The sequence below is a fragment of the Streptomyces sp. NPDC056160 genome (assembly GCF_042268205.1).
In the GTDB taxonomy this organism is placed as follows: Bacteria; Actinomycetota; Actinomycetes; order Streptomycetales; family Streptomycetaceae; genus Streptomyces.
Map to the genome: position 1 here is coordinate 1 of NZ_JBHJUW010000200.1, position 11957 is coordinate 11957.

At 74.4% G+C, this 11957-nt stretch carries 9 protein-coding genes and 1 pseudogene; 4 read left to right on the forward strand and 6 right to left on the reverse strand.

Features of this window, described 5'->3' with window-relative positions; translation table 11 throughout:
- Positions 1–188 precede the first annotated feature (188 nt).
- Entirely contained in the window at positions 189–515 is a 327-nt protein-coding gene (locus ACFC02_RS39015) for a hypothetical protein (RefSeq protein WP_376367168.1), read from the reverse strand.
- 26 nt (positions 516–541) lie between these two features.
- On the opposite strand from ACFC02_RS39015, the gene ACFC02_RS39020 reads away from it, so the two are divergent.
- Entirely contained in the window at positions 542–664 is a 123-nt protein-coding gene (locus ACFC02_RS39020; protein WP_376367170.1) for a hypothetical protein, read from the forward strand.
- Here the strand turns inward: ACFC02_RS39020 and ACFC02_RS39025 are convergent.
- Together ACFC02_RS39025 and ACFC02_RS39030 are read right to left on the reverse strand one after the other, a co-directional pair.
- Positions 610–1038, reverse strand: a pseudogene (locus ACFC02_RS39025) (thiamine pyrophosphate-binding protein); the annotation flags it as partial. The gene ACFC02_RS39020 and the pseudogene ACFC02_RS39025 sit on opposite strands and share 55 nt — an antisense overlap.
- A 100-nt stretch (positions 1039–1138) precedes the next feature.
- Positions 1139–1612 (reverse strand): DNA starvation/stationary phase protection protein, encoded by a 474-nt coding sequence (locus tag ACFC02_RS39030; protein ID WP_376367172.1) that lies wholly within the window; start codon positions 1610–1612, stop codon positions 1139–1141.
- 235 nt (positions 1613–1847) lie between these two features.
- Here ACFC02_RS39030 and ACFC02_RS39035 point away from each other — a divergent pair, with 235 nt between their 5' ends.
- Together ACFC02_RS39035 and ACFC02_RS39040 are read left to right on the forward strand one after the other, a co-directional pair.
- Positions 1848–4100 carry a tetratricopeptide repeat protein gene (locus ACFC02_RS39035; protein WP_376367174.1) on the forward strand — a complete coding sequence of 751 codons (2253 nt, stop codon included), beginning with the start codon at positions 1848–1850 and terminating at the stop codon, positions 4098–4100.
- A 199-nt stretch (positions 4101–4299) separates the two neighbouring features.
- Entirely contained in the window at positions 4300–7098 is a 2799-nt protein-coding gene (locus ACFC02_RS39040; RefSeq protein WP_376367176.1) for an AAA family ATPase, read from the forward strand.
- Positions 7099–7121: 23 nt separating this feature from the next.
- Here ACFC02_RS39040 and ACFC02_RS39045 read toward each other — a convergent pair whose 3' ends face one another.
- Together ACFC02_RS39045 and ACFC02_RS39050 are read right to left on the reverse strand one after the other, a co-directional pair.
- Positions 7122–9839 (reverse strand): AAA family ATPase, encoded by a 2718-nt coding sequence (locus ACFC02_RS39045; RefSeq protein WP_376367178.1) that lies wholly within the window; start codon positions 9837–9839, stop codon positions 7122–7124.
- Between the two features lie 152 nt (positions 9840–9991).
- A complete protein-coding gene (locus ACFC02_RS39050; RefSeq protein WP_376367180.1) occupies positions 9992–10426 on the reverse strand; it encodes a hypothetical protein in 435 nt (144 codons plus the stop codon).
- 419 nt (positions 10427–10845) lie between these two features.
- Between ACFC02_RS39050 and ACFC02_RS39055 the strand changes: the two genes are divergently transcribed.
- Positions 10846–11421, forward strand: coding sequence for a TetR/AcrR family transcriptional regulator (locus ACFC02_RS39055; RefSeq protein ID WP_376367182.1), 576 nt, complete (start codon positions 10846–10848; stop codon positions 11419–11421).
- 82 nt (positions 11422–11503) lie between these two features.
- On the opposite strand, the gene ACFC02_RS39060 is transcribed toward ACFC02_RS39055, so the two are convergent.
- Positions 11504–11941: a CGNR zinc finger domain-containing protein gene (locus ACFC02_RS39060; protein ID WP_376367184.1), complete on the reverse strand. Its 438-nt coding sequence runs from the start codon at positions 11939–11941 to the stop codon at positions 11504–11506.
- Positions 11942–11957 lie beyond the last annotated feature (16 nt).

Sequence of the window (11957 nt, forward strand, 5' to 3'; positions counted from 1 at the left end):
TAGCCGCTCGGCCTGCCCCAGCACCTCAGCCCGCCTGGTCTCCAACGCCTCCATCAACGACGGCACACCACACCCACCCTCGCTCAGCACCCGCATCCCTCACGGCGGGCTCGACCCGGCGACGGTAGAAGTCGGCACGACCGGACACATCCCGAACCTCTGTGAATCACCCCAACGAGGCACCCTCATCAGATCTGCACCCTTAGAAGATCTCCACAGTTCGAGGGGATTGACAGGGTGTCGGCCTCCTCGATCGCCTTGTAGCCGGAGGCGAAGCCGAGCAGGCCGGTGAGTCCGACGTCGTAGGGGTTGTCGTACTCGACGTGCTCCTTGCCGCGCAGAGTGTGCACCACGGGTGCCTTGAGGGCCTCGGCGAGGCGGACCAGGTCGTCGTGGGCGCCGGCCGCGCCCGCGCCCGCCAGGACGGTCACCCGCCGCCCGGCGTTCAGCAGCGCGGCGGCCTCCCGCAGGCCCGCGTCGTCCGGCCGGGCGACGGAACGGGCCGCGCGGACCACGGTGGGGGGGCGTGTCCTGGGGGGCCTTGGCGAGGAAGATCTCGCCGGGTACGACCACGACCGCCACCCCGCCTCGTTCGACGGCCGCCCGCATCGCCATCCGCAGGATGCGGGGCGCCGATTCGGCGCTGTTCACCACCTCCGCGTAGACGCTGCACTCGCGGAACAGCTCCTGCGGGCGCGTCTCCTGGAAGTAGCCGGAGCCGACCTCCGGGCCGGGTATCTGGGCGGCGATGGCGAGCACGGGCACCCGGCTGCGCTGGGCGTCGAACAGGCCGTTGATCAAGTGCAGGTTGCCCGGCCCGCAACTTCCCACGCAGACGGCGAGTTCGCCGGTGAGCGCAGCCTCGGCCGCAGCCGCGAACGCGGCGCTCTCCTCGTGCCGTACGTGGACCCAGTCGACCTCGCCGTCGCGGCGCAGGGCGTCGGTGAGACCGTTGAGGGAGTCGCCGGGCAGCCCGTGCAGGCGGCGTACGCCACTGGCCTTCAACGAGGCGATGAGGTGGTCGGCGATCGTGTGCATGCGGGCACTGCCTTCCGTCCTTCGGGGTGGGTGACTTCGGCACCGGTGAGGTGCGCGGCCGGGCCCGGCGCCACGCGAGGCCGGACCGGATCGTGATCGTTCAGGTGCGGTTCTCCGCCTGGAACATCCAGCTCTGCTTCTCCAGGTCGGCGGTCAGGCCGATCAGCAGGTCCTGGGTGACGGCGTCGGCGGGGCCTGTCTCCTCGATCCGCAGGCGCACCCGCTCGATGACGGTCGAGAAGGTGCGTACCAGGATCTCCACGACGGCGGTGTCCTTCGTCCAGCCCTGCGGGAAGGCGGGCACGCCGCTGGTGGCCGCGACGGTCGCGGCCCGGCCGTCCGGGGCGACGCCGAGTGCGGCGGCGCGTTCGGCGACCGTGTCGGCGTACTCGCGGGCTGTGGTGACCACCTCGTCGAGCTGCTCGTGGATGGAGCGGAAGCGCGGTCCGAACAGGTTCCAGTGCGCCTGTTTGGCCACCAGGGACAGGTCGAGCATGTCGACCAGGGTCGCCTGGAGGGCGTGCCCGGCGATCTCGCGTTCCTTCTCCAGCAGCGGGCTGCTGATGACAGACATGTCTGCGGTCCTTCCCGGTCTTCTCTCGTCTTCGCCAGTGCTCCCATCCTGCGGGCCGTCCGCGGGGCGCGGATCAGTCGTTTGACTGCCGATCCGCGGCCCGGCCCCGGGTCATACGGCCCCCGTCAGGCGGGTTTGCTTTAATGGTCGATCCACAACCGTGGGCCCCCGCGACCTCGCGGAGCGGGGCCGGCGGACAGGGCAGGCGCGGCGGGGTGTGTCCCCGGGGGTGGGGATGGACAAGGGCACGTTCGGTCGGCTGCTGCGTGAGGCGCGGCAGCGTTCGCTGCTGACGCTGGAGAGTCTGGCGGAGGCGTCCGGGGTGAGTGTCCGGGCCATCAGTGACATGGAGCGGGGCAGGAGTCTGCCGCGACAGGCGACGCTTGCCGAGCTGATGGACGCGCTGGAGCTGGGCGAGGCGGAGCGGCGCCGTCTGGTGCAGGCGACCTCGTCCGCCCGGCACACCCGGCGGCAGGTTCCCCAGCAACTGCCGCCCGATCTCGCGTTGTTCCGGGGCCGCGCGGAGACCCTGTCGGCCGTCGGCGTCCTCGGCGAGCGGGTCGCTGCGGGCGGAGGGCATGTCGTCGTCTCCGCGATCGGGGGCATGGCCGGGGTGGGCAAGACCACGCTCGCGGTGCACTGGGCGCACCAGGTGGCCGACCACTTCCCGGACGGCCAGCTCTACGTCAACCTGCGCGGCTTCGAGGACTCCGCACCGCTGGACCCCGGTGAGGCGCTCGGCGGGTTCCTGAGCGCGCTCGGCGTGCCGAGCAGCGACATCCCGCCGGGCACCGAGGAGCGGGTCGCCGTGTTCCGCGAGCGCACCGGCTCCCTGCGGCTGATCGTGGTGCTGGACAACGCGCGGGACGCGGAGCAGGTCAGGCCGCTGCTGCCCGGCTCGGCGGGGTGTCTGACGATCACCACCTCGCGCAACCAGCTGTCCGGTCTGGCGGCCAGGGAGGGCGCCACGCTGGTCGGCCTTGATGTGTGGAGCCAGGAGGAGGCCGTCGCCGGGCTGGCCGCCCGGGTGGGCGAGGAGCGGTGCGCGACGGAGCCCGAGGCAGCCGCCCGCCTGGTGGAACTGTGCGGCTGCCTGCCGCTGGCCATCGCCGTCGTCGGCGCGCAGTTGAGTGCCACTCCGCAGCTGTCGCTGCGGGGCGCCGTCCGGGAACTGGAGTCGTCCCGGCTGGACGCCCTGTCGGCGGACGACCTCAAGGGCGACGTCCGTGCCGTCTTCTCCTGGTCCTACCGAGCGCTTACCACCGGTACGGCGCGTTTCTTCCGTCTGCTGTCCCTGCACCCCGGTCCGGCGGCCTCCGCCGAGGCCGCCGCCTCCCTGGCGGGTGTCCCGATGGCCGAGGCGCGCCGGCATCTGCGTGAGCTGACCGCGGCCAGCCTGGTGTCCCGGGACGCCGACGGCCGCTACGTCCTGCACGACCTGGTCCGCGCCTACGCCGCCGAGCTGTGCGTCCAAGAGGAGGACGACCGCCACGGCGCCGAGACCCGGCTGCTGGACTATCTGCGCCGCAACGCCGCGACGGCCGCCCGGGTGCTGGACCCCCGGCCCAAGCCCGAGCCCGTCGGCCCGCCGCCACCGGGAGTGGTGCGGGTCGTGATCGAGGACCGCGCCGAGGCACTGGACTGGTACCGCCAGGAGGAGGCGACGGTCATGGCCGCCCTGACCTCCCTGGACGATCCCCGGCTGCTGCGGCGCCGCACGGACCTCACCGCGGACTGGGTGGGCTACTTCTCCTTCACGGGCCGCTGGGCCGAGGAGGTCTCCACCAAACGTGCCGCGCTGGAGGCGGCACTCGCGCTGGACGACCCGGCGGCCATCTCCGTGAACTGCGCGAGCCTGGCGCGTGCGCTGGCCGAGACGGGGCAGGCCGACGAGGCCGACGAGCAGGTCCACCTGATGCTCGGGCAGCTGGACCGGCTGGCCCCGGCGCAGCGCGCCGCCACCGAGCGCAGCATCGGCTGGGTGCGGGGCCGGCAGGGGCGCCATGCCGAGGCCCTGCTCCACGCCCGGCGTGCGCTGGCGATCTACCGTACGCTGCCGGAACGCAACGAGGTGGCGCGCGAACTCAACGCGGTCGGCTGGTACCTGGCCCTGCTCGGCGAGTACCGGGAGGCCATCGCCATGTGCGAGGAGGCGCTGCCGATCCTCCAGGGCAACGGCAACCTGCGCAACGAGGCCGCGACCTGGGACAGCATCGGCTACGCGCTGCACCGGCTGGGCGATCTGGACGCCGCGGTGGTGAACTACCGCAGATCGCTGGAGCTCTACGGAGAGGTCCTGGACGGCTACAACCAGGCCGAGGTGCTGGACCACCTGGCGTCGGCACAGCTGGAGCTGGGGGACGCCGCGGCCGCGCGGGCCGGCTGGACGCGGGCCGCCGAGCTGCTGGCGGAGACCGGCAGTCCGCGCGCCGCGGCGATGCGGGCCAAGGCACAGGCAGTGGGCGCGCGCTCCGGCGCGGACCGCTGAGGGGACCAGGCGAACAGCTCTGAGCTGCGCGGACGCGGTGGCAGCCGGGTCTCTCGCGCACGGCAGGAGGAAGCCGGAAGCGGCAAGCTGCATGCGAACTGCCTGGTTCCGCCGGTGCACCTTCGGGTGGGATGGACCCAGGAAAAAGAACGCTCCCGTGAATCCGGTGGGACCGTTCGCCGCAGATCGGGGGGCATCCATGAACGCGCAGACCGAGATTCCCCCTGCCCCTGCCGGGACGCAGGAGCGCCGCCCGGTGCTGCCGCTCGCGGCGGCCCTGGCCCGCAGGGCGCCCGGTGACCCGGGACTCGTCGGCCGCGAGCGCGAACTGCGGGAGCTCGACGGATTCCTGCGCGAGTCGCTGGAGCGCGGGGCGGCACGGGTGCTGTGCGGGCACGCGGGGTCGGGGAAGTCGGCGCTGCTGGACGCCTGCGTCGAGCGGGCGGCGTCCGCCGGGATGCGCGTGCTGCGCTGCACCGGCATCCGGGGCGGCCACCCCTCCGAGCTGTCCGGTCTGCTCCAGATCGTCTGGCCCGTCCTCGGCACTCCGGGCTGGTCGTCGGCGGCCGGACGGCTCCGCGCCCTGGAGATGCTGCTGATCGACGGGGCCGCCGCGCCCCGCGAGGACCGCTCGCTGCTTCCGTACGCCGTGCTCCGGGTGCTGGAGTCGGTCAGCGCCGAGCAGCCGCTGCTGATAGCCGTCGACGACTGGGACGCGCTGGACCGGCCCAGCCGGGAGGTGCTCTCCTTCGTGGCGCGCCGCGCCGAGGGCCATGCGATGGGCTTCCTGCTGTCCTCGCGTCCGCACCGTACGCGGCTGACGGCACTGGCCGGTCTCCCCGAGCTGCCGCTCGGCCCGCTCTCGCCGGTGCAGTCCGCCGCGCTGCTGACAGCGCGGCGGCCGGGCAACGACGCACAGGCCGTGCGCGAGCTGCTGGCCACCGCCGCCGGCAACCCGCTGGCGCTCCTGGAGCTGCCCACCCGCTCCGAGGACGACTTCCCCTACGTGCCCGCCTCCTCCGACCGGCTGGCCTCCGCCATGGCGCCGGGCGTCTCCCGGCTGCCCTCGGGCACCCGGGACCTGCTGCTGGTGGCGGCCCTGCACCCGACGGGCGAGCTCCCGCTGCTGCTGTCGGCCGCGTCGCGGATCGCGGGCGCCGAGCTGGACTTCGCCACGGCGGAACCGGCCGAACGCGACGGTCTCGTGGTCTTCGACGGCATGCGGCTGCGGTTCGGCCACCCCGCCACGGCCGGGGCCGTGGTCCACGACGTCGCGCCGCAGCGCTGCCGCGCCGCGCACGCGGCCCTAGCCGCCGTACTGCCCCCGGAGTCGGTACGGATGCTGTGGCACCTTTCGCAGGCGGTGGAGGGGCCCGACCCGGAGCTGGCCCGCCGTCTGGAGGCCGCGCACCGCCGCGCGCTGGAGCAGTGCGAACCGCCGATGGCCGTACGCCTGCTGCGGCGGGCCTCCGAGCTGTACCGCACGCCCGAGGAGCGCGGGCTGTGCACCCTGCGGGCCGCCCAGCTCGCCCACGATCTTGGTTTCGAGCGCATCGCGCGGACCCTGGCGCTGCGGGCGCTGCGCCATCCGCTGGGGCCGCTCGGGGCGCTCTGCGCCCAGGTCCTGGCCTGGCCGGGCGAGACCGGCGTACAGCTGCCGGCCGGTCCCGGTTCCTGGCCCGTGCCGGACGGTGCCGCCGAGCAGGAGAGCGCGCTGGAGCTGGTGCGGCTCACGGCGCCCTCGGTGGCGCGCGATCCCGCGCGCGCCGGGGAGTTGCTGGCGTTCCTCGACGCGCTGCCGGAGCGGGCGGGCGATCCGCGGCTGCTGCACGCCATGGCCAAGGTGGCGCCGGTACGCCGGGCGGCGACCGTCGTCTCCCGGCTGGCCGCCTTCCACGGCCTGACGGACACCTCCGTACGCGATCTCGAACGGCTGGGCGAGGCGGCGCTGCTCGCCGGCGACCCGCCGCGCGCGCTGGACCTGCACCGGCAGGCGGAGCGCCGCTACCGCTTCCACGACCTGCCCGAGCCGCTGGCCCGGGTCGTGCTCCGGCAGGGCCTCGCGCATCTGGCCATGGGCGACTGGGGCCAGGCCGAGCAGGCGTTCCTGGAGTCCGGGCGGCTCGCCGAGGAGTACGGCCGGCCCCACCACCGGGCGGCGGCCCGGCTGCTCCTGGACCTCACCCGGGCGCTGCGCACCGGCACGGCGCCCCCCGCCGACCCGCCGGGACTTCAGGAGGCGCGACGGTCGCTGCCGACGATCGACAGCGTGCTGGCCGTGGGCCGCGGCTGGGCCCTGGTCGAGGGCGGTGACTTCGGCGCCGGGTTCGCAGCGCTCACGTCGCTGCTCACCGCGCCCGACCGGCCCACGGCGGCGATGCCCGCGCTGATCCCCTACGCGGAGGCCGCCGCCGCCGTGAACGCGGCCGAGGAGGCGCGGGCCACGCTGGACCGGCTCGCCCGCGAACTGGGCACGGAGTGCGCGCCGCTGGTCGCCGCCCGGCTCGCCGCGGCACGGGCCGTCCTCGCCGACGACCGGGACGCGGAGTCGCTGTACGAGCGGGCCTTCGCCATGGACCTGGCCCACCTCCCCTTCCTGGAGGCCCCGCTGCGGCTGGCGCACGGGCGGCGGCTGCGGCTGCGGCGCCAGTTCGCCGAGTCCCGGGTCAGCCTGCGCCAAGCGGCGGACGTCTACACGATGACGGGCGCCGACGCGCGGGCCGCGCGGATCGCCGCCGAGCTGCGAGCCTCCGGCGAACGCCAGGAGAGCGGCACGCCCGGCGCGCGGCGGCGTACCGCCGTGCGCGAGGTTCTCAACGCCCAGGAACTGCGGGTGGCCGAGCTGGCGGGCCGGGGCCTGTCCAACCGCCAGATCGGCGAGCTCCTCCACCTCTCGCCCCGCACCATCGGGGCCTACCTCTACCGCATCTTCCCGCGGCTGGGTGTGACGGCTCGGGCGCAGCTCGCCGAGGTGCTCCGCGACGGCCTGCCCGGCTGATCCACGCGCGACACACCGGACGGTCAGCCCGTGCCGATCCGCGCGGCGAGCTGGGCGCGTGAGGTGACACCCAGCTTCGGGAAGATCTGGTACAGGTGGGAGGCCACCGTGCGGGGGGACAGCCGCAGTTGTTCGCCGATGGCCCGGTTGGACAGGCCGCGGGCGGCGAGCCGGGCGATGGTGAGCTGCTGCGGCGACAGCACCCGGGAGACGTCGCCGGTGTCGGGTTCGGCCGCGGGCCGGCCGGCCGCCCGCAGCTCCGTGGCCGCCAGCTCGGCGCGGGGCTCCGCGCCGAGCGCGCGGAACAGGGACTCGGCCTCGGCGAGCGGTTCGCGCGACTCGATGACGCGGCGTCTGCGCCGCAGCCAGGCGCCGTGGCCGAAGAGGGTCATGCCGTGCAGCAGCGGCCAGGTCTCGATGCCGGGCCGCAGCGCCTCGCGGTAGCGGTCCTCCGCCGCCTCCTCGTCCGGGCCGAGCAGCGCGTCCGCGTACGCCAGGATCCGCCGCAGCAGCGGGGTCCGGCCGGTCCGGATGACGGCCTCGACCTGGGCGACGACGGCCCTGGCGTCGTCCTGTTCACCGGCCGGCGGTGCCGCCTCGGCGAGGAAGGCCAGGCCCCAGAACTGCTCGTAGGAGTACGGCGCCGACGGTTCGGTGACCATCGAGCGCAGCTGGGCGTACGCCTCGGCGTACCGTCCGGTGCCGGACGCCGTCAGGGCGCGGGCGAGCGAGGCCAGGCTGAGCTGGCGGCTCTGGCCGAGGCGCAGGGACGCCTCCTCGACCTCCGCCGCGCACTCCAGGGCCCGCTCGTGCTCGCCGCGCAGGGCAGCGACGACGCCCAGGGCTCCGGTGGCCCTGGCCACCCAGTCGGTCTGCCCGGTCCTGGCCGCGATCGTCCGGCCCTCGTCGGCCAGGTCCCGTGCGGTGTGCCACTGGGCGCCGAGCCAGATCTCCTCCAGCGCTCTGGGCACGAGGATCTGCGGCAGCCGCCCGTGGCGCCCCTCGGCGCGGGCCGTCCGCTCCGCCTCCCGGAACAGCAGGGTCGCGCGGCCGAGGTCGCCGACGAGGTGGGCGAGCTGGCCGAGCAGTCCGACGTCCGCGCCACCGGGCCGGCGCAGCACGCGGCGGGTGTCCTCGTCGGGCACCGCCTGCGGTTCGACCAGTGCCATGACGGCGATGTCGCGCGCGTCCCACGGGCGGGGCCTGAGGTCCTCGACGGTGTCGGCGAGCAGGCGCCGTTCGTCGGGTCCGGCCTGGTGCCACCAGCACCGGCGGGCCGCCGCGTGCAGCAGTTTCCGGCACAGCTCCGGGTCCGCCGCGGCGACCGCGCGGGCCGCCTCGCACAGTCCGGCGATGCTCTCCTGCCCGGCCACGAAGTTGCCCGGCAGGAGTTCGTGCACCCACAGCAGCAGCGCGCGGCCGTAGGTGCCGAGTCCGGCCGGGTCGATGCCGCGGGCGAGCCGCAGGGCCTGATCGCGCAGGCCGTGGTCGCAGGCGAGTTCGGTGGCGCGCAGCAGCCGGGCCGCCCGGCGCGCGGGGTCCGGGGAGAGGCGGGCCGCGTTCTCCAGCGCGGCCAGGGCGGTCAGGACGGCGGTGCCCGAACTGGCGAGTCCGGCCAGTTCCTCCAGGCGGGCGGCGAGGTCCTCGTCGGTGCCCACCGCGCACTGGGCGGCGTGCCAGGCCGCGTGCGGCGGGCTCGTGACGCTCCGTCCGAGGGCCGTGTGGGCGGCCATGCGCCGGGCGGCCGACTCCAGGTGCAGGACGGCCGGGCGGACGAGCGGCCGGGGGAACCTCAGGTGCCGGCCTTCCTCGGCGAGCAGGCCGCGCCGGACGGCCTCGGTCAGTCCGTCGCGTGCCGCGTCGCCGCTGCCCAGGACGTGCCGGGTGGCGCCCAGCACGTCCCAGGTGAGGGACGAGGTGCTCAGTGCCGCGCTGAGCAGTGCGCGGCGCGCGGGCTCCGGCAGTTCGGCCAGGTCCTGCGCGTACGCCTGGGCCATGCGCGGTGTCGCGGGGAGCAGGCCGAGTGCGGCGGTGTCGCCGGGTGCGCCGTCGCCCAGGGACAGTTCGGTGAGGGCGAGCGGATTGCCCCCGGCCACGGCGACGACGAGTTCCGTCTCGGTGTACCCGGTGGCCCGTCCGGCGTCTTCGACGAGCGCGCGGGCCTCGGGGCCGGACAGCGGGCCCAGGGTGACTGCAAGCGCGTCCGGGGCGAGCGGGACGTCGGGTGCTGTCCGCTCGGCGACGATCACGCCGACCCGGGTGCCGGCGCAGAGCCGGGCCATCTCCCGTACGGCCACGCGGCTCTCGGCGTCGATGCGGTCGAGGTCGTCCACGCAGACCAGGGCCGGTCCCGGTGCCTGGGCGATGAGGCCGAGCACGGCTGCCGCCAGCCGGTCTGGTGCCGGGGCCCGGTCACCGCCGAACGCCGCCTCCAGCGTGTCGCGGTCGGCTTCCGGCAGGGTGCGGGGCGGGGCTGAGTGCGGGTGCAGGAGGCTGTGCAGCGCGGCGTGCGGTACGTCCTGCTCGGCCGGTGCCCAGGACGTCGTAAGTACCCGTACGCCCTGGTCCGCCGCGGTGCGGGCGGCGTACCGCAGGACGGCGGAGCGGCCCGTGCCGGGGGCTCCGCTCAGGTGGAGCACACGTCCGCCGGCGGGCAGCGCGGCCAGCAGCGCGGCCACCTGTTCCTGTGCGTGTGCACGACCGATCAGACGGGTGTCGTCCGAACCGAGCCTCGCGTTCATCCCGTGCCCTTCTCCGCCGTCCCTCCAGCAGGCCGCGGTGCGTCCCTGCCCGACGCACACGCGCTCGGCAGGCCAACGGCGCTCCTGGCCCGGGGGGCCGAGGGGCGACCGCGATCAGCTTCCCGTCCAACGCCAACAGGGCAGGCCAGATGCTAACACCGAGTGGCATCGCCCAGGCGGCCGGCCCCGGGGTCGGCATCGGCGTAGAGACCGCGGATGCTGACGTGGTCCCCGCATTCGAGGCGGTGGAAAACCCAGTCGATGGGACGGCACTGGCGCGCGCCGGGCAGTTCCACCACGAGGGGGGAGGCGGTCGCGGAGGGCCCCGGCCCGTACCGCCACACCCCACCGGCCCGGCGGGTCAGCATCTCGCCGATGTAGCAGCCGAAGGCGACGAGCGACTCGGCCATCTCCTCGCCCGTGGCACCTTCCGCGCGAAAGCCGTCGACGATCCCCTCCACCACGTCGAGACTCTCCGGGGTGTAGTCCAGCTCCGCGCCGCTGATGTCGGCTGCGGTCGCGACGATGGCAGCTGCGTGCCGGGGCGCGCTTGCGGGCTCCAGGGGGCGTTTCAGGTGCAGCTGCATGTTTGTCCTCGGGCTGATGTCGTCACTGTTGTCGAGGCTAGCTGGATAACACCTGCGCAGCATGCCCCTGTTTCCGCTGGCCCGAAATTCAGCTGGTTCCGTTCCACCTGCCCCGGCGGCACATGGTGCACCGCGAGAACGGGAACGTCGAGTTCCGTCGGCACCAACCTGTCGGACACACCCGCGCATATGCGTCGGATAGGTGTCTTGACGTCACGTGATTCTCCAGGAGGACAGTCGATCGACTCATGCCTCCCTGCCGCCGGCCTGCCAGAGTCGGCACCGTGTTCCGTCGCCGGCTCCCAGGGGTTTCCCTGGTGCGCCGACAGGGCTCAGGCCTTCCCGCGCTCGTCCGGATCCGGCCGGACACCACTGGATCCCATCGGTCAGCGCAGCACCGGCGAAGGAAGGACTCAGCCATGGCACGCCCTCGCGCGTTCGACACCGGCCTGGCAGTGGAGCGGGCCACGGACCTCTTCCGCAGAAAGGGGTACCACGCCACACCCATGCCCCTGCTCACGGCCCGGCTCGGCATCGGCAGCGGCAGCCTGTACGCGGCGTTCGGCTCCAAGGACGGGCTCTACGCCCAGGCCCTGGAACGCTACTGCGCCGCACTGGTCGCCGAGCTCACCCGGCGGACGGAGGGCGAGACCGACATCCGCACGGCACTGCGCACCTTACTGCTGGCGCTGGTTACGGACGACGTAGCCGACCCCGAACGCGGCTGTCTGCTGGTCAACGCCGCGACGGAACGCGCCGCGCACGACGCCACGGTCGCGCAGGTGCGAGCCACCATGGCCGCGGCGGAGGCCGTGCTGACCGGCGCGCTGGAGCGGGCCGCGGAACGAGGCGAGCTGGGCACCGGGCGCAGCCCGGCGGAACTCGCCCGGTTCCTCATGACCTTCGTCCAGGGCCTGCACGTGATGGGGAACGCACGCGCCGACCAAGCCTTCCTGGAGAACGCGGTGTCGGGTGCGCTGAGCGTGCTGGACTGAGGTTCGCGCGGTGCGGGTCGCCGCGCCCGCCGCGGGCGAGGCCTGTGTTCGCTGCCTCGGCCGCCGCAGGTGAGGCATGTGTTCATTGTCGCCTCCGCGCCCTGTGAGCGGCCGACTTGACCCGGTTGCCGCAGGTCCTCATCGCACACCACTCCCTGCGGTGGCCCCGCGAACGGTCGAGGTAGACCTGCGTGCACTCGGGGCGCGCGCACTCGCGCAGCAGGACCGACTCCGCTCCCGCGAGCAGGCCCACCGCCTCGCGGGCCAGTTCGGCAAGGGCCTGCGAGGCGGTGCCCGTGCGGCTCGTCCCGCGCGATCCCAGCCGTACCGACACGGGTGTCCCGGCCGCCTGCCGGTTCACCGCGGCCATCGCGTCGGCGGGCAGCGGCGCGCCGGTACGGCGCGTGGTGACCAGCGCGTAGATCGACTCGCGGAGCGTCACCCTCTCTGACAGCCTTGGCTGAGACGCCCGCTTTGCCGGGTTAGGCTGGAAGGGCGAGACAGGAGTACACCCCGGCATGGCCAGCACCACACCC